The sequence below is a fragment of the Caldicellulosiruptor hydrothermalis 108 genome, from assembly GCF_000166355.1.
Taxonomy (GTDB): Bacteria; Bacillota; Thermoanaerobacteria; order Caldicellulosiruptorales; family Caldicellulosiruptoraceae; genus Caldicellulosiruptor; species Caldicellulosiruptor hydrothermalis.
On record NC_014652.1, the window covers coordinates 1,084,347 to 1,100,772 of the forward strand.

At 33.5% G+C, this 16,426-nt stretch carries 19 protein-coding genes, 2 tRNA genes and 1 pseudogene; 21 read left to right on the plus strand and 1 reads right to left on the minus strand.

Annotation, left to right across the window (positions count from 1 at the left end):
- Window positions 1–5 precede the first annotated feature (5 nt).
- On the plus strand, window positions 6–740 hold the full coding sequence (gene truA / locus CALHY_RS05390) for a tRNA pseudouridine(38-40) synthase TruA (RefSeq protein ID WP_013402974.1): 735 nt from the start codon (window positions 6–8) through the stop codon (window positions 738–740).
- A 10-nt stretch (window positions 741–750) separates the two neighbouring features.
- On the opposite strand, the gene CALHY_RS05395 is transcribed toward truA, so the two are convergent.
- Window positions 751–827: transfer RNA gene (locus CALHY_RS05395), tRNA-Val, on the minus strand.
- 126 nt (window positions 828–953) lie between these two features.
- Between CALHY_RS05395 and CALHY_RS05400 the strand changes: the two genes are divergently transcribed.
- From CALHY_RS05400 to CALHY_RS13305, 20 genes and pseudogenes are all read left to right on the plus strand, one after another.
- A complete protein-coding gene (locus CALHY_RS05400) occupies window positions 954–1,541 on the plus strand; it encodes a YdcF family protein (protein WP_013402975.1) in 588 nt (195 codons plus the stop codon).
- A 76-nt stretch (window positions 1,542–1,617) separates the two neighbouring features.
- Window positions 1,618–1,691: transfer RNA gene (locus tag CALHY_RS05405), tRNA-Gly, on the plus strand.
- Window positions 1,692–1,859: 168 nt separating this feature from the next.
- Entirely contained in the window at window positions 1,860–2,189 is a 330-nt protein-coding gene (locus tag CALHY_RS05410) for an anti-sigma factor antagonist (protein ID WP_013402976.1), read from the plus strand.
- Between the two features lie 34 nt (window positions 2,190–2,223).
- The gene (gene spoIIAB / locus CALHY_RS05415) at window positions 2,224–2,706 is read left to right on the plus strand and encodes an anti-sigma F factor (protein WP_041723117.1); all 483 of its coding nucleotides are present in this window, start codon (window positions 2,224–2,226) and stop codon (window positions 2,704–2,706) included.
- Window positions 2,672–3,394: a SigF/SigG family RNA polymerase sporulation sigma factor gene (locus CALHY_RS05420; RefSeq protein WP_013402978.1), complete on the plus strand. Its 723-nt coding sequence runs from the start codon at window positions 2,672–2,674 to the stop codon at window positions 3,392–3,394. The genes spoIIAB and CALHY_RS05420 overlap by 35 nt, the downstream gene beginning before the upstream one ends.
- Before the next feature lie 104 nt (window positions 3,395–3,498).
- Complete coding sequence (locus CALHY_RS05425; protein WP_013402979.1) at window positions 3,499–4,194, plus strand: ComF family protein; 696 nt, start codon at window positions 3,499–3,501, stop codon at window positions 4,192–4,194.
- A 38-nt stretch (window positions 4,195–4,232) separates the two neighbouring features.
- Window positions 4,233–4,673, plus strand: coding sequence for a TIGR03826 family flagellar region protein (locus CALHY_RS05430; RefSeq protein WP_013402980.1), 441 nt, complete (start codon window positions 4,233–4,235; stop codon window positions 4,671–4,673).
- A gap of 80 nt (window positions 4,674–4,753) precedes the next feature.
- On the plus strand, window positions 4,754–5,041 hold the full coding sequence (gene flgM / locus CALHY_RS05435) for a flagellar biosynthesis anti-sigma factor FlgM (RefSeq protein ID WP_013402981.1): 288 nt from the start codon (window positions 4,754–4,756) through the stop codon (window positions 5,039–5,041).
- A 97-nt stretch (window positions 5,042–5,138) separates the two neighbouring features.
- Window positions 5,139–5,624: a flagellar protein FlgN gene (locus CALHY_RS05440; protein ID WP_013402982.1), complete on the plus strand. Its 486-nt coding sequence runs from the start codon at window positions 5,139–5,141 to the stop codon at window positions 5,622–5,624.
- 20 nt (window positions 5,625–5,644) lie between these two features.
- Window positions 5,645–7,222, plus strand: a complete 1,578-nt coding sequence (gene flgK, locus CALHY_RS05445) for a flagellar hook-associated protein FlgK (protein WP_013402983.1) — start codon at window positions 5,645–5,647, stop codon at window positions 7,220–7,222.
- 41 nt (window positions 7,223–7,263) lie between these two features.
- Window positions 7,264–8,211, plus strand: coding sequence for a flagellar hook-associated protein FlgL (gene flgL, locus CALHY_RS05450; protein ID WP_013402984.1), 948 nt, complete (start codon window positions 7,264–7,266; stop codon window positions 8,209–8,211).
- Window positions 8,212–8,248: 37 nt separating this feature from the next.
- Window positions 8,249–8,626: a DUF6470 family protein gene (locus tag CALHY_RS05455; protein ID WP_013402985.1), complete on the plus strand. Its 378-nt coding sequence runs from the start codon at window positions 8,249–8,251 to the stop codon at window positions 8,624–8,626.
- The gene (gene mntA, locus CALHY_RS05460) at window positions 8,626–9,066 is read left to right on the plus strand and encodes a type VII toxin-antitoxin system MntA family adenylyltransferase antitoxin (protein ID WP_013402986.1); all 441 of its coding nucleotides are present in this window, start codon (window positions 8,626–8,628) and stop codon (window positions 9,064–9,066) included. The genes CALHY_RS05455 and mntA overlap by 1 nt, the downstream gene beginning before the upstream one ends.
- Complete coding sequence (gene hepT / locus CALHY_RS05465) at window positions 9,041–9,460, plus strand: type VII toxin-antitoxin system HepT family RNase toxin (protein ID WP_013402987.1); 420 nt, start codon at window positions 9,041–9,043, stop codon at window positions 9,458–9,460. The genes mntA and hepT overlap by 26 nt, the downstream gene beginning before the upstream one ends.
- 41 nt (window positions 9,461–9,501) lie before the next feature.
- A complete protein-coding gene (gene fliW / locus CALHY_RS05470; RefSeq protein ID WP_013402988.1) occupies window positions 9,502–9,960 on the plus strand; it encodes a flagellar assembly protein FliW in 459 nt (152 codons plus the stop codon).
- A gap of 12 nt (window positions 9,961–9,972) precedes the next feature.
- On the plus strand, window positions 9,973–10,215 hold the full coding sequence (gene csrA, locus CALHY_RS05475) for a carbon storage regulator CsrA (RefSeq protein WP_013402989.1): 243 nt from the start codon (window positions 9,973–9,975) through the stop codon (window positions 10,213–10,215).
- 190 nt (window positions 10,216–10,405) lie between these two features.
- A pseudogene (locus CALHY_RS05480) lies at window positions 10,406–10,856 on the plus strand (DUF4143 domain-containing protein); the annotation flags it as partial.
- A 289-nt stretch (window positions 10,857–11,145) separates the two neighbouring features.
- Complete coding sequence (gene hag, locus CALHY_RS05485) at window positions 11,146–11,964, plus strand: flagellin Hag (RefSeq protein WP_013402990.1); 819 nt, start codon at window positions 11,146–11,148, stop codon at window positions 11,962–11,964.
- A gap of 89 nt (window positions 11,965–12,053) precedes the next feature.
- Window positions 12,054–13,946, plus strand: coding sequence for a glycosyltransferase family 2 protein (locus tag CALHY_RS05490; protein WP_013402991.1), 1,893 nt, complete (start codon window positions 12,054–12,056; stop codon window positions 13,944–13,946).
- A gap of 69 nt (window positions 13,947–14,015) precedes the next feature.
- Window positions 14,016–16,406 carry a glycosyltransferase gene (locus tag CALHY_RS13305; protein WP_013402992.1) on the plus strand — a complete coding sequence of 797 codons (2,391 nt, stop codon included), beginning with the start codon at window positions 14,016–14,018 and terminating at the stop codon, window positions 16,404–16,406.
- The last annotated feature ends 20 nt before the right edge of the window (window positions 16,407–16,426 follow it).

The window sequence follows — 16,426 nt, forward strand, 5'->3', positions numbered from 1 at the left end:
AAAACTTGAGAAATATTCTCTTGACCATAGAATATGATGGCACAGAATATTTCGGGTGGCAAAAACAGCCCAATAAAAAAACCATTCAGGGAACAATTGAAGAGGCTATAAAAAAACTTACAGGCGAAGAGGTAAACTTGATTGGTTCTGGAAGAACAGATAGAGGTGTTCATGCTTTAAATCAAAAAGCTAATTTCAAAACAAGCAGCAAAATTCCAACAGACAAGTTTCCGCTTGCCTTAAATTCTGTCCTGCCTGGCGATATATCTATAAAAGACGCTGTTGAGGTACCTTTAAATTTTTCTGCGCGATACAGTGCAAAGCAGAAAACTTATAAGTATCTTATATATAACAAAAATAGTCGTCCTGCGCTTTTGCGAAACTATGCGTATTATTATCCATACCAGCTTGATGTTGATGCCATGCAAAGAGCATGTGAATACTTTATAGGAGAGTATGACTTTAAAAGTTTTTGTTCTGCTGATTCTGAAGCAAAGACAACCATAAGACGTGTATACAATTCATATTTGACCTTTGAAAATGAGTGTATTGCTATATATATAACAGCCAATGGCTTTCTTTACAACATGGCAAGAATTATCGCAGGAACAATCTTAGATGTGGGAGCAGGAAAATTAAAACCAATGGATATTCCGCTTATAATAGAGAGCAAAGACAGAACCAAGGCAGGAAAGACATTGCCACCCTGGGGGCTTTACCTTGTGGATGTTGTTTACTGACAAAAATAAATGGTGGGGATAATAGGACTCGAACCTATGACCTCTTGCATGTCAAGCAAGCGCTCTAACCAACTGAGCTATATCCCCACCAATAAGCTTATTTACTTTTTGCAGTATGTATTATAGCATATATTTTGTAAAATGCAAATATCAAATGAAGGCTGCAATTGAACATAAAGGAAAATTTGAAGAATGTAACGGGGAGTACTTTAAATGAGAAAGTTTTTAAAAATTTCGCTTTGCACCTTGGCTAGTGTAATTTTGATATTTGCAGTTACGGAAGCATCAATAATTATTTTTGGCATTTCTGCAAAGCCTAAAAAATCAGACTGTATTATTGTTTTAGGTTGTGCAGTTTATGGCGATTTTCCAAGTCCGTTTTTTCGAGAAAGGCTTAACAGAGCTTTTGAACTTTATAAAAAAGGCTATGCAAGATACATAATTGTCTGTGGTGCAAAGGGACCGGGCGAAAATATTTCTGAAGCTGAGGCAGGCAAGAGGTATCTTGTGGAAAGTGGAGTTTTGCCTGAGTTTGTTTTGAAGGAAGATAAATCTTTTTCGACATATGAAAATCTTCTCCATGCAAAAAGGATTATGAACAAGAAAGGTTTCAAAAGCGCTATAATTGTTTCAAATATGTTTCACTTAGAAAGAGCACATTTGATTGCTAAAAAATTAAAAATAAATTCTTCTTTTTCAGGTGTATATGTAAAACAATATTTGCATGAAGAATACTATGGTTTTGTGCGCGAAAGTGTAGCTGTGTGGTATGAGATTCTCAAAACTCTTACATCTTTCTGAATTTTCCCGCCCAAATACCTATTGACAACATCAAGATAAGGTATTATAATATTCAATGTGCAAAGGGGAAAGACGAGCGGGTGTAGTTCAATGGTAGAACACCAGCCTTCCAAGCTGGCAGCGTGGGTTCGATTCCCATCACCCGCTCCAGAAAAAGAATATAACGCCCTCAGCAGCAAAAAGCTGTTGAGGGTTTTTTGTTTGCTATTAGAAAGAAAAATATTCTATTTCGACAAAATATTACATTAAATACTGAAGGGTTTTTTAGGGTAATATAGAATTAGAAATAATATAACTTTCAAATCGAGGTGCAATAAAATGGATTTTGAAACAATCATTATAGAAGGAACACTGATTTTAAAGATAAAAGGCGAGCTTGACCAGTACAATGCAGACAGATACAGACTCAGATTTGATATGAAAATTGTAAGTCCAGAAGTTCAAAAAGTTGTGATAGACATTTCAGAGCTTTCATTTATGGACTCGTCAGGTGTTGGCTTTCTTGTAGGAAGGTTCAGAACAGCAAAAGCGTTTGCCAAAGAACTTGTCCTGGTTTGCAACTCAAACTATATCAACAAGCTTCTTTCAACTTGTGGAATAGAAAAGCTGATAAAGAAATATACCACTATTGAAGAGGCATTGAGTTAAATTAAAAGAATTGAAAGGGTGTGAATTTTTAACAATGAAGGTTTTAAATTATATGGAACTGAAAATCCCCTCAAAAGCCCAAAACGAAGCATTTGCAAGAGTTGCTGTTGCTGCGTTTGTTGCTCAGCTTGATCCTACTTTAGATGAAATTACTGAAATAAAAACTGCTGTATCTGAAGCTGTAACAAATTCAATAATTCATGCATATGAGGATAAAATTGGGGAAATAATAATAAAAGGAAAGATTTATGAAAATTATATTGTGGAGATTGAGGTAATTGACTTTGGTAAAGGAATTGAAGATGTTGAACTTGCACGCCAGCCACTCTTTACCACAAAACCTGACCAGGAGCGTTCTGGTATGGGATTTACTGTGATGGAAACATTCATGGATAAGCTTGAGGTTACATCAGAAGTTGGCAGAGGTACATGTGTTAGAATGTTTAAAGCTATCAAAAAACGAAAGAGCGAGGGAGTAGAAATTGAGCAAGGCTTCCCAGGAGGAATTGATAAGTAAGGCTAAAAACGGTGATAAACTTGCACGTCAGCAGCTAATTGAAAGCAATCTTGCGCTTGTGTGGAGTGTTGTAAAAAAGTTTGCTGCAAAAGGAGTAGAACTTGAGGATTTGTTCCAGATAGGTTGCATAGGGCTTATAAAGGCTGTTGACAGGTTTGACCCGTCGTTTAATGTCAGGTTTTCAACATATGCTGTTCCTATGATAATTGGTGAGATAAAAAGATATCTGCGCGATGATGGCAAGATAAAGGTTTCACGAAAGATAAAAGAAAATCAGGGTAAAATAAAAAAACTAAGAAACCAGTTTGTATCAAACCATGGAAGAGAACCCACAATCTCAGAGATTTCGCAGTTGACAGGGCTTTCTAGCGATGAGATTTTGCTTTGCTTGGATGCGTCATCAGAGGTTGCATCGCTGAGTGAAGTTATAAATCAGGAAGAGGGAAAACCTATCACGCTGATGGACATTGCATCTGATGAAGAAGATTATTCGACAAAACTTTTGGATTTGATGGCACTAAAAGAAGGGCTTAAAAAATTAAAAGGACGGGAACGCTACATAATATTTATGCGCTACTTCAAAAACAAAACACAATCTGAGATTGCAAAAGAACTTAATATCTCCCAGGTGCATGTATCAAGGATTGAAAAAAGAGCTTTAGAGAGGATAAAGAGGGAGTTTGTTTGACACGCTGTGATTGAGAAAGCGTGTCTTTTATTTTTATATAGAAATTTTTTCCCTTTTGTGATTTAATATAAATAAAATTACCTGTTCAGTTTTTAAAAATTCCAATGGAAAAACTAATTGAATTTTTCTTTCCACCGAGATGTGCGTTTTGTGGCAGGCTTGGCAAAAGCCCGTGCGATGATTGCAAGAAAAATATAAGGTTTATTTCAGGCAATACGTGTCAAAAATGCGGAATACCTATTGGAGATACTACTTTGCAGTTTTGTTCTTCTTGTCTGAGAGAAAACTTTGCATTTGAAAGAGTTTTTCCAGTATTCTACTATGAAGGGGTAGTTCGAAGAGGCGTTCATCTTTTCAAGTACAGAGGTTTTTATCAAAATGCAATAACCTTCTCAAGGCTTATGGCTAAAAAGATTCTTGAAGCAGGTATAAATGCGGATATAATAACCTTTGTTCCAACAAGCTATGAAAGGTATTTACAAAGGGGTTTTAACCATTCCTCTTTGCTTGCAAAAAATATTGGGAAGATACTTAAAATTCCCACGGTTGACCTTCTTACAAGAGTAGGTTTTACAAAACCTTTTTATAACCTCTCACGCCAGGAAAGGCAAAAAGAGATAAAAGGTAAGATAAAACTTAAAAAAGGGTATGAAAATATTATAAAAGGCAAAAAAGTCATTCTTGTTGACGACATCTTCACAACAGGTGCAACAGCAAATGAGTGTTCAAAAGTTTTGCTTGAGAATGGGGCAAAGTGCGTTTTTGTTTCTGTCCTTGCGATAACAAAGCTTGCAAGGTAAACTGCCAATTTAAAATTTTAAAAGGGGGTTTTTAAAACATGGATGTCAGAAACTGTCGAAGATGTGGAAAAATTTATCTTTATGACGGAAGTCCTATCTGTCCTCAGTGCAGAAAAGAGGAAGAAGAGGATTTCAAAAAAGTGAAAGAGTATCTTTATGACCATCCTGGTGCGACCTTGCCAGAGGTGTCAAATGCAACAGGCGTGTCACCAGAAAAGATTTTAAGGTTTTTAAAGGAAGAAAGGCTTGAGATTGTTGGTGAGAGCAATATCATTTTAGAGTGTGAAAGATGTGGTAAAGCAATTAAGACAGGAAGGCTTTGCGATGAGTGCAAGAAAGAAGTTGGAACAAGGTTTTTGAGCTATCTTGACGACAAAAAACTTCAAGAGTCGAAAAAGAAAAATGAGGAGTTTGCTAAAAGAAGAGAGGCTGGCTACAGGTACCTTTCGAAGGATTTTAAAGAAGAGGAGAACAAGTGAAAAATTAATTAAACTTTTTTGAATTTTCTCACGATAATAACTGTAGAAAAAGCTTTTAAGATACAAGGCAGGGATGTAAAATGAGGATAGAAGATAGAATGAGGATATTTCAGATTTACAGCCAAACAGCAAAAGTAACCAGAGTCGAAAAGAAGCAGGAACCTACTGCAACTGATAAGGTTGAAATATCAAGCGAGGCAAGAGATTTTCAAGCTGTTTTGAATGCTATAAAGCTCACACCTGATGTTCGTGAAGAGAAGGTAAATGAGATAAAAAAGAAGATTGACTCTGGCACATACAATGTATCTGGAAAAGATGTTGTTGAAAAACTTATAAGAGAATACAAAGCTTCAAAAAAGAACGAGTAAAATTTTGGCTGCTTTTAAATTAATAGCAGCCTTAATGTTTATTTGAAAGTATAAAAGATTTAAATGTCGATTAAAATTTTAGAAAGGAAGCAATAAAATGAATTGTATAGAAAAAATAATCAAGCTTTTAGAAGAAGAATATAAGGTATTTGAGAGGATTTTGAACCTCAGCAATGAAAAAACAAAATACATTGTGGAAAACAATCTTTCAGGGCTAATTGAAGTCTCAAATCAGGAGAAAAAAGAGACAGAAATAATCGACAAACTTGAAAGAGAACGGCAAGAAATCTTAAATTCTTTGTCAAAAGAAAAAAATATTGCTATTTCCAATCTAAACGACATTGTGAGCATTGCCACACCTGATGAATGGCAGAGAATAAATGATTTGAGAATAAAACTTGGTGAAATTATTTTTAAGCTTAAAAAAGCAAATGACCTTAACGCTTCATTAGTTTCAAGTGCGCTTGAGTATATAGATTTTATGACAAATGTAATTTCATCGCATTTTTCAGACAACACTACATATCAAAGGGATGGGCAAACAGGGCAACAAAAGAAAAACCTTTTTGATGTTAAGCTGTAGAAAAAAGGGGTTGAAATAGAATGTCGTTTTACGGGCTTGAGATTGCAAGAACAGGAATATTTGTCAACAGAAAAGGGTTAGAGGTGACATCGCATAACGTTGCCAATGCTTCAACACCAGGGTATACAAGGCAGGTTTTAAATGTAAAGTCAAATCCACCATCTGCTAAGGTTGGTTTTTATAGCCCAAAATTTCAGGTTGGTATGGGTGCTGATGTGCAAAGCCTTGAGCAGATAAGAGATATGTTTTTGGATATTCAATATAGAAACGAATATTCGCGCCAAGGAGAGTATGAAATAAAAGCTGATAACCTGAATTTTATAGAGTCCATATTCAATGAACCAAGTGACACAGGACTTTCTTCTGTTATAGACCAATTTTTCTCAAGCTTGCAGGAGCTTTCAAAAAATCCGGAGAGTTTAACAGTTCGTGCGCTTGTTCGCCAGAGAGGTCAAGCTTTAACTGATGCGATACATAAGATGTACAAACAGCTTGAAGATTTGCAGAGCGAGCTAAATGACCAGGTATATGATAAAATTTTAGAAATAAACAGCATAGCATCCCAGATTGCAGATTTGAACCAGCAGATATTTGTTTTAGAGCTTCGAGGCGAAAAGGCAAATGACCTTCGTGACCAGCGAAATCTTCTTGTTGACAAGCTCTCAAAGATTGTTGACACAACTGCTTATGAAGATAAAGATGGCAGGTTCATTGTGCAGATAGCTGGCGGCGAAACCCTTGTAAATCACTTTACAGTCTATGAGCTTGAGACAGACAAATCAAAAATTATGAGAAAAAGTGGATTTGATTCAAATGGTCTGCCAACAGGATTCAATCCTGACGACCCGCTTTCACAGCAAAACCTTTACGATGTTCCAGGGCTTTTTGTTGTTATGTGGAAGGACACAGGTCAGGTTTTGAATATAAAGTCAGGTGAGCTTAAAGGACTTTTGGATATGAGAGATGGCGTTGGTGGTCTGAGTGAAGATATGACTGTAAATGGTCAGCCAGTTGATGTTCCCAATAAAAATTCTTTTACAGGTATTCCTTATTATTTAAACAGACTTAACGAGTTTGCGCAAAAGCTTATTGAAAAATTCAATGAACTTCACACACAGGGCTGGTCACTCAACGGACAAAATACAAGTATAAACTTTTTCGAACCACCTGTTGGCCAGACATTTTTCTATGCAAGGTATATAAAAGTCTCTGATGCTATTATGAACGACCTTAACAACATTGCAACAACTTATGATGCAAGTAGTCTTCCAGGTGGGAATGACCTTGTTGTTGATATGTTGAAGCTAAGAAATGATACCTCAATTTTCAAAGAAGGAAAGTTTGAAGATTTTCTAAAGTCTTTGATTTCAAACCTTGGAGTTGACTCTCAGGGTGCAAAAAACTTTGCAGAAAACCAGAAAGTTATGGTCACCCAGCTTGACAACAGACGCCAGGCAGTATCAGGTGTTTCCATAGATGAAGAGATGACAAATTTAATCAAATACCAGCATGGTTTTCAGGCCTCAGCAAGAATGATAAATGCATTTGATGAGATGCTTGATGTTTTAGTCAACAGACTAGGGCTTGTTGGAAGATAGCAGGTTTTAGCTAAACGAGGAGTTTGTGAGGTGAATTTGCTGTGAGAATTACAAACAATATGATGATCAACAACTTTTTGATAAATCTGAATAAAAACCTTAGCAGATTAGATGACATTCAGTATAAAATGGCAACAGGTAAAAAAATTCGCTACCCATCAGATGACCCAGTAATTACCGCAAGGTCGCTGAGGCTCAGAACTGATGTTTCTGAAATAGAGCAGCTTCAGAAAAATGTTGATGATGCAACATCGTGGGTTAACACAACAGAAAGTGCGCTTGCTGATATTAACGAAAGCCTTCAGAGAGTTAGAGAGCTTGCAGTAAGGGGTGCAAACGGAACAAACACAAAAGAAGACATGGCTCAGATTGCAAAAGAGGTTGCTCAGATAAAACAGCATATAATCCAGGTTGGGAATACAAACTATGCAGGAAGGTATATCTTCTCTGGTTTTAAAACAGACACAGCACCAATAAATTCTGATGGTTCTTTTTCAGACACAGGTGATTTTACTTCAACTGGCGGGTATCCAGTAGATTTGTCAACAGGTAAAAATATAATCCAGTTTGAGCTTATGAAGGCAAATTATATTGGCATTAATAAAACAGCCAACCAGGTTTTTTATATTCAGGGTGAAACTGATGAGAACAAGGGGAATTTATTTAAGGTGCTGGATAATTTAATAAATGCACTTCAAAACGGTGATGGGAGTACGGTAAACTCACTTTTGGCTGATATTGACAGACACATTGACAATGTTGTTGCACAGCGTGGTGATATAGGTGCGCTTCAGAACAGACTTGAGCTTATTAAAAATAGACTCAGTGACGACAATGTGAACTTTACTACATTGCTATCAAACAACGAGGATGTTGACATGGCAGAGATTATTATGCAGCTCAAAACCGCAGAAAATGTTTACAGGGCAGCACTTCAAACAGGTGCTCAAGTTTTGCCGCCAACACTTTTGGATTTTCTGAGATTTTAAATAGCATTTGGCAGAAAAGCTTGAGGAAGTGCTAAAGATGCAAATTGCAAGGATTCAAATTCACCAGGAGTTTGTTAAGGTAAAACTTTCCCAGGAACATGTAAAAGTTAAAATAAATCAAGACAGGTGCTGGGAAGAGGTAAACCTTGGCTCAACAGACTACCTTGTGCGAAGCTCTGCACAAAGAGGTTATGAGCAGGTTTTAAGGTATATACAAAAGACAGCAGAAAATGGCAACAGACTTGCCAGAATTGAAGATGGTGGTCAGCCTATAATTGACATATGCATAGAAGAAGCATTTCCTGAGTATGACTATAACGTAGATGTCATCCCAAAAAGCCGCCCGCAAATTTACTTTGAAGGTGGCAAGGTTTATATAGATTTTGAGATGGGTAAGGTTGATGTGAGGGTATGATGGAAAAAGATAAGATTGTAAAAATTTTGAAAGAGTATTTTGAGAAAGAAAATGCTGTCATATTTGCATATTTGTTCGGTTCATATGCAAAAGGAAAAGAACGCAAAAATAGTGATGTAGACATTGCTGTATATATTAACGAAGAGATAGCAAAAGATGCAAAAAAAGTATTAGAATATCAAATTAAACATATGTCAGATATTTCTGATTTACTAAAAAAAGAAGTTGATTTAGTAATTTTAAATCATGCTTCACCTCTATTGAGGCATGAAGTGATTTCGGAAGGCACCTTGTTAATAGAAAAAGACCATGACAAATTGGTAAATTTCAAAAAACAGAGTTTTTATTATTATCAAGATTGGCTGCATATTATGAAAATCAAGATGATGTATATAAAAGAGAGGATATCAGCTGATGGTAAAGAAAGAACTGGTAAGTGAAAAAATAGATAGGATATGGTTTAGTTTGAACAGAGTAAAAAGATTTCAAAATATGGGTTTTGAAGAATTTAAAAAAGACCAAGATGCTCAGGACATAGTTATCCATAATCTTTTTTTGATAATTCAAAATCTAATAGATATAGGAAACCACATAATAGCAGATGAAGGTTTTGAAACACCAGGTTATTATGGAGAGATTCCTGAGATATTATCAAAAGAAAAGGTTATTTCGGAGAGTTTGGCTTCAGTTTTTAAAAAAATGATTTCTTTTCGAAATATAATTGTGCATGAGTATTCTAAAGTTGACATAGCAAAGGTTTACGATATTTTAATTTACGGCATTGACGATATAAAGAAAATCATTGAGGAGATTATAAGATATGCAAAACTTTAAAATGTTAATCATATAAAGAGTTAAAAAAGAGGAGATTTAAGATGGTAGTTCAAAAATCAGTTGTGAAATCAAGAGTTTTTGGAGAGCTTGAAGTCAGTGAAGAAAACATAATATTCTTTGAAGAGGGTATTCCTGCATTTGAGAATTTGAAGAAATTTGTCATAGTAAAAGAAGACCAAAGTCCATTTTTCTGGCTTCAATCAGTTGAAGATAAAGACATTGCTTTTGTAATAATCAATCCTTTTGAAATAAAGCCAGATTATGAATTTGATTTGCCAGATGAAGTTGTAAATAAATTAGAAATAACTTCTGCTCAAGACGTTGCAGTTTTTTGTATTGTTGTAATTCCAGAGGATGTAAGACAAACAAGGGTAAACCTGAAAGCTCCAGTTATTATAAATGTGAACAAGAGAAAGGGAATGCAGTATCTTTTAGATGATGAAAGGTATCCTCTAAGATATTACCTTTTTGAAAATTCAAATTCCAATGTGCAGAAATGAGGTATACAGAAGATGCTTGTCCTTTCACGAAAAGAAGGTGACCAGGTTCTAATTGGAGAAAATATAATCATAAAAGTCATCAGCATAGAAAAAGACTGTGTAAAACTTGGAATAGATGCTCCAAAAAACGTCAAGGTTTTACGATATGAGCTACTTCAAGAGGTCAAAAACGAAAATGTTGAAGCGTTGCAGGGAAGAGAGAGACTCAATAAGATTAAAGATTTAAAGGAGATTTTGTCCGATGAGCGAAGATAAAGGGGTAAGATACACAAAAAATTGGAAGGTCAACTGAAGGCAGGTAAAAGCCTGCCTTTTTTATTTTCTAAGATTATTTTATTTGAGATAGATTCAAAAATACAAAGTATACTTTAAAAAATTAGCTTAAAAATATAAAGTATACTTTATATTTTTAGGCTAAAAATTAGAAGTATACTTTACCAAATGCAAAAATGTTTTAAAAGCAAAGCAGAGAATATATATATATATCTGATCCACCTATTAGAATTGCAGTTTTAATGATAGACAATCTCTTTATTGATAGCAAAGAACTTGGAATTACGATAGAAACAGCAGTTTTTAAGCATGTATATAACTTTTACAGTGAAGTAAATGCAAAGATAGGATATTTTAGAAAATCAACTGATAATCAAAAAGAGATTGACATAGTTGCCCATTTTCCAAATGGTAAGAGCTTAATTGAAGTAAAGTTTAGAGAAGATAGCACACTTGCCGAAGATGATGCAATTGTGCAGATGTGCCAAAGAGAAAAAGATATTATCTCAGCAGTGCTTGTCACAAAAAGAGCAGAAGACTATGGCAGACTTGAGCTAAATACAAGAGTTCCAATTATAAAGATTCCGGCTTTTGTGTTTATGTATTTGTTTGGAAGAAGGTAATAATGAGTGTTATTTTCCTATTTTGATGGTTAATAAATGTATTAAAGGGTAAAAAATGAGGAGGTAATTGAGGTGAGAGAAGGTGTCAAATTAGGAGATATTGTTTACTGGTTTTTCAGACTAAATGGTTGTTTTACAATACAAAATTTTATTGTTCATAGCACTTATAAAAATTTTTAAATTTAAGCTAAACTACAGAAACTATCTCACCGATATATATATTGAAAACAAAATAAAGCTTCACAGGGACGTGAAGCTAAAAAATTAAATTCAGGGAGGGTGTTGTAAGATGCGTATTAATAATAATGTTCAGGCGCTCAATACTTATAACAGATTGACAATCAACAATGATATGCTTTCAAAATCACTTGAAAAGCTCTCATCTGGTATGAGAATTAACAGAGCTGGCGATGACGCAGCTGGTTTGGCAATTTCAGAAAAGATGAGAGGTCAGATCAGAGGTTTGAATCAAGCTATTAGAAATGCTCAGGATGGTATTTCGTTAATTCAGACAGCTGAGGGCGCTTTGAATGAAACTCATTCGATTTTACAAAGAATGAGAGAGTTGGCTGTTCAAGCTGCTAACGACACAAATACAGCTGAAGACAGACAAGCTCTTCAGGCAGAGGTTGACCAGTTGGTTAAGGAAATCGATAGAATAGCTAACACAACCCAGTTCAACACAAAGACATTATTAGACGGTTCTTATTCATCATCTTCATTGGTATTCCAGATTGGTGCAAACAAGGATCAGAATATAGGTTTAACAATTGCAAGTGCAAAGGCAGCTGATTTAGGAGTAGATACAATAAATATTACTGACCAGACGTCAGCAAATCAAGCTATCTCAACAATTGATGGAGCAATTGGAAAAGTCTCCAGTATTAGAGCAAAACTTGGTGCTTATCAGAACAGGCTTGAGCATACAATCAATAACTTGGGCGTATCTGCAGAGAACTTAACAGCAGCAGAAAGCAGAATCAGAGATGTTGACATGGCAAAAGAAATGATGGCTTATACTAAGAACAATATTTTAATGCAAGCTGCAACTGCAATGCTTGCTCAGGCAAATCAGCTTCCACAAGCAGTATTGCAGCTTTTAAGGTAATTGAAAGGTAAAAGTGAAAGTAAAAAGCAAGCCCTGGTGTAAGTATACCAGGGCTTTTTTGAAATTTTTTGAAAGGAGAGAATTAAATTTTGGCAGATGTAAGATTGAGCATATGCATGATGGTAATGGATGAAGAAAAGAATCTAAAGAGATGTTTGGAAAGTTTAAAACCCTTGCTTTTACGAGAAGATGTTGAACTTATAATTGTTGATACTGGGTCAAAGGATAAGGCTGTTGAAATTGCAAAAAACTATGCCACAAAGATATATTTTAAAGAATGGAACCATGATTTTTCTGATATGAGAAACTATACAATATCCTTAGCAAGTGGTGATTGGGTTTTTATACTGGATGCAGATGAAGAAATTGAGAATCCAGAAAATGTCATAGATGAAATCGAAAAAGCCGAAAAGAAACAAGCAAAGACCATTTGTTTAACTGTTAAAAATTTAACTCAAGAAGAGGACAAAAAAAATTATGTGATTAATATATCACCAAGGATATTCAAAAAAAATTACATAAAATATTGGGGGAAAGTCCACAATCAACCAATTTATCATGAACCAGTTTATTACAGTGATATTGCTATATATCATTATGGGTATATTCTTCTAGATACAAAATTAATGGAATATAAGTATAAAAGGACAGTAACTTTGCTCCTTAAAGAACTCGAAAAAGATCCTACCAATATTTATTACAGGTATCAGCTTGGTGTAAGTTATAGCATGTATGGTAAATTAAAAGAGGCAAGTATAGAGTTTGAGAAAGCTTATAATTTGTTAAGAACTCAGAATAGTGAAATAAAAAAAAGATTTGTAGTTTTATATTGCCTTTATGCAAAAACTCTCCTCGGTTTAGGCTTATATGATATTGCTCGGGAAATTGCAGAAGAAGGTATAAATTACAACAGTGATTATGTAGATTTATACTACATAGCTGGACAATCGCTTTATATGATTGGAAGACGAAAGGAAGCAGTGGAGTATTTTAAAAAATATTTAAACTTTTTTGCTAAAAATGAAAAACCTCAAATTTTAAACGATCCAAGTTTAGCTTTTTATTATGTAAATGACTATTACATTGATCAGGCAATTTCATATATTTTGCAGTACTACTTTGATACAAAAAATTTTGGTGAGGTAAAAAACTATATAGATTTATTCAGAGATAATAGCTCAAGACTCAAACACTATGTATTGATGTATTTAGAAACACAAGAGTATAAAAAACTGAAAGAGTTTTACGTTCAAAGTGAACAAAAGGAAAAAATAGCTGAACTAATTGAGAAATTTATTGTGGATTTAAAATTAGATGAAGAAGAGAGAAATAAATTATATAAAGAATTTGCTACGGTTGACAATTTATATGGTAAATACGCAGAATTATGGATTAATCCTGTAGAAGCTGCAGACATCATAAACTATATTTTTAATTATGGAGAAATAAAGAACCTTTCTGCATTCTATTTTAAGGCATTGTTATGTCATTTAGATAAAAAGGAATTTTTGCTTAAAAAGCTTAAAGAAATAGATATATTAACTCTCAGAGTAAAAATAGCAGAGGCGTTAACAGCAAAGTTTATTGATTTTGAAGATGTTATTAGCCTTTTAGAAGTAATAAAGACAGAAAAAGCAGATATAGATATTTTAGCTCGTTATACATCTTTAGCGTTGTTGGTATTGTTAAATTTTCCTCGCCAAAGTGATGAAAGATTGTATGAGATATTCTTAAACTACACAGAAAATGGTATATTGTTGATGAGCAGACTTTATGAGAATGAAGAAATTAAAGAAAAATACAGATATTTTTTATCTGAGGAAGAAAAATATTTTGCTTTAATGTACTTGATTTACCTTTCATTACAAGAGAAGAGAATGGACAAAAGTATAAAATACTTGCGTGAAGCAATAACAACAATGCCAAAATTGGTTAAACATCTTAAAAGATTCTCTAAGGACATCTTGGGAGTGGATGTTTAGAAGTTAGATTAAGTAAAACTGTAGGGGATAGTTAGTAATTTTTACATACATTTGAGGGAGTGAATTTAAGTGAATGAAAACATTGAGAGTAAAGTTGAGAGAATAAAAAAGCTTCTTAATGAACTTGTTGAAAAAGGAGAATTAGATTATGCGTTAGAAGTGATTAACAAATGCGAAAATGTTATTAAAAATGATGCAGAGATTATTTCAATAAAAGGGATAATATACTACGCTAAGAATGAAATTGAAAAAGCAGAAGAGGTTTTCAAAAAAGGTTTGCTTGTTGATTCTACATATGCAGATTTTTATTATAACTTGGGTTGTGTATATGAATTAAAAGAAGAATATGAAAAAGCGGCAAAATTCTTTGCTCGATCTTTAGAGTTTGCTACTGGCGAGGAGACAATAGAAATTGGCAAAAAGTTAAATAATATTTTGTGTAAAATTTCTACACCTTTAAAAGACGAGACCAAAATAGCTTTCTTTGTAAAACCGGGGTTAGATAGTTTTTTAAACGATATAATATTAGGCTTGATGGACGAATACTTTGTAAGGAAGATTACTGTAACTGACTTTAAACAAATAGACGAAGGCATGCAATGGGCTGATATTTGTTGGTTTGAGTGGTGCGATGATCTTGTGATATATGGGAGCAGGCATGAGCTTGCAAGGGAGAAGAAGTTAGTATGTAGAATTCATAGGTATGAAGCATTTACAAATTATATATTCCAAGTTGAATGGGAAAATATCGATAAAGTAATATTTGTGGCATCTCATATTTTCGATATTGTAAATTCAAAATTGAGTGGCAATATAGAGAATAAGAGTATTATTATACCTAATGGTATTCGCATGGAAGATTACAATTTTAGGAAGAGAGAGAAAGGTTTCAATGTAGCTTATGTTGGTTATTTAAATTATAGAAAGTCTCCTAATATGTTATTACAGATAATAAATAAACTAAAGCGAATTGATAAAAGATATCGTTTATTTATCGCAGGAGAATTTCAAGATGAAGAAAATATGATGTATTTCAAATATATGCTTAAAGAAATGAGTTTAGAAGAGCATGTAATATTCGATGGATGGCAAAAAGATATCAACGCATGGTTGGAAGATAAAGATTATTTAGTAAGTTGTAGTATTTCTGAAGGACATCCAGTAGGAATAATGGAAGCAATGGTAAAAGGGATAAAACCTGTGATACATAATTTTGTTGGGGCAAGGGATATTTATCCCGAAAAGTATTTGTGGAACACTATAGATGAAGCGGTAGATATGATTTTGGATAGGAATTATGATTCAATAGAATACAGAGAGTTCATAAGTAATAATTATTCTTTAAAAAAAGAAATTGATGAAATCAAAAAAGCGATTGTCAATTTAGGTGGACTACCAAAAAAAAATAGGAAGATGAATGTAATTGATTTAATTCATAAAGTGAATAGTCTTGTTCGGGATAATTATTCTGTAAATAACGAATTTACTGAATTATTAACAATAGTTACTCCAACTTACAACAGAAGTAATATTTTAAAAGAAGATCTTGAAAATAATTTGAAAATGGGAAAGATAAAAAAAATAATTGTTGAAAATGGTTCAGAACCTAATCATGTTGCTGTTGTAAAAAGTTTCGATTTAGATAAATATGGAATTCAAAAAATTATTTACCTTAACAAAAATATAGGTCCTAATGAAGGATTTAAAATAGGATTGGATCAAGTTGAAACAGAATTTTTTACTTCTTTACCAGATGACGATATTATTTTAGTTAAAAATTCATCGAAAAAGCTAGATGAATTATTAAGAGAAATTAGAGATGAAAATGTTTTTTTATGCTGTAGGTACGTAGTGAAGTTAATGGAGGACAAAGGACCCACAGCTTTTTATGATAGAAGTAAATATAATAATCTTTATGGAAAAGATTTCTTAACAAATATGCTTAAAACAGGAGAAATTGAAATGTTTGGGAACGGAGCTATACTTCATACGTATGAGATGAAACACTTTCTTGAAAATTATCTTCCTGAACCAATATTCTATGCTTGTGGGGATTATGTTTTTTTGGCAAGGTTATTTGGACATAAACCTGAGAAAAAAATAATTATAACAGATAAATATATCTATTTACAAAGATACGGTAAATACAATACATCATCTTTATACACAATGAAAGAACAAAAACTTTATTCTCATTTAATTTCAATGTTAATTGCAAGTTATTATTGTTTAAAGAATTCTTTGCTCAGTAAAGATGAAATTGTAGATTCTTTATTAAAAAGGGCGCAACTATTGAAAAACTTATATGGTTTAGAAATTGGTTTTACTAACATGATGGTAAACTATATTTTTGAGAAGAAAAACGTTGAACAGTTTATCGAAATCATCAAGGATATATATAATTTAGATATGGGTGAAAATATACCACCTGAAATTATTGAGATTGTTAATTGTATTTAGAAAGCTTTTGTCAATTTATT

Bases quoted from the DNA above. Each gene is read 5' to 3' on its own strand.
- flgK (WP_013402983.1), top strand. From the start codon at position 5,645: ATGTCGTTTTACGGGCTTGAGATTGCAAGAACAGGAATATTTGTCAAC.
- csrA (WP_013402989.1), top strand. From the start codon at position 9,973: ATGCTTGTCCTTTCACGAAAAGAAGGTGACCAGGTTCTAATTGGAGAA.
- fliW (WP_013402988.1), top strand. From the start codon at position 9,502: ATGGTAGTTCAAAAATCAGTTGTGAAATCAAGAGTTTTTGGAGAGCTT.
- CALHY_RS05425 (WP_013402979.1), top strand. From the start codon at position 3,499: ATGGAAAAACTAATTGAATTTTTCTTTCCACCGAGATGTGCGTTTTGT.
- CALHY_RS05455 (WP_013402985.1), top strand. From the start codon at position 8,249: ATGCAAATTGCAAGGATTCAAATTCACCAGGAGTTTGTTAAGGTAAAA.
- CALHY_RS05410 (WP_013402976.1), top strand. From the start codon at position 1,860: ATGGATTTTGAAACAATCATTATAGAAGGAACACTGATTTTAAAGATA.
- CALHY_RS05440 (WP_013402982.1), top strand. From the start codon at position 5,139: ATGAATTGTATAGAAAAAATAATCAAGCTTTTAGAAGAAGAATATAAG.
- CALHY_RS05400 (WP_013402975.1), top strand. From the start codon at position 954: ATGAGAAAGTTTTTAAAAATTTCGCTTTGCACCTTGGCTAGTGTAATT.
- flgM (WP_013402981.1), top strand. From the start codon at position 4,754: ATGAGGATAGAAGATAGAATGAGGATATTTCAGATTTACAGCCAAACA.
- hag (WP_013402990.1), top strand. From the start codon at position 11,146: ATGCGTATTAATAATAATGTTCAGGCGCTCAATACTTATAACAGATTG.
- CALHY_RS05430 (WP_013402980.1), top strand. From the start codon at position 4,233: ATGGATGTCAGAAACTGTCGAAGATGTGGAAAAATTTATCTTTATGAC.
- mntA (WP_013402986.1), top strand. From the start codon at position 8,626: ATGGAAAAAGATAAGATTGTAAAAATTTTGAAAGAGTATTTTGAGAAA.
- hepT (WP_013402987.1), top strand. From the start codon at position 9,041: ATGGTAAAGAAAGAACTGGTAAGTGAAAAAATAGATAGGATATGGTTT.
- spoIIAB (WP_041723117.1), top strand. From the start codon at position 2,224: ATGAAGGTTTTAAATTATATGGAACTGAAAATCCCCTCAAAAGCCCAA.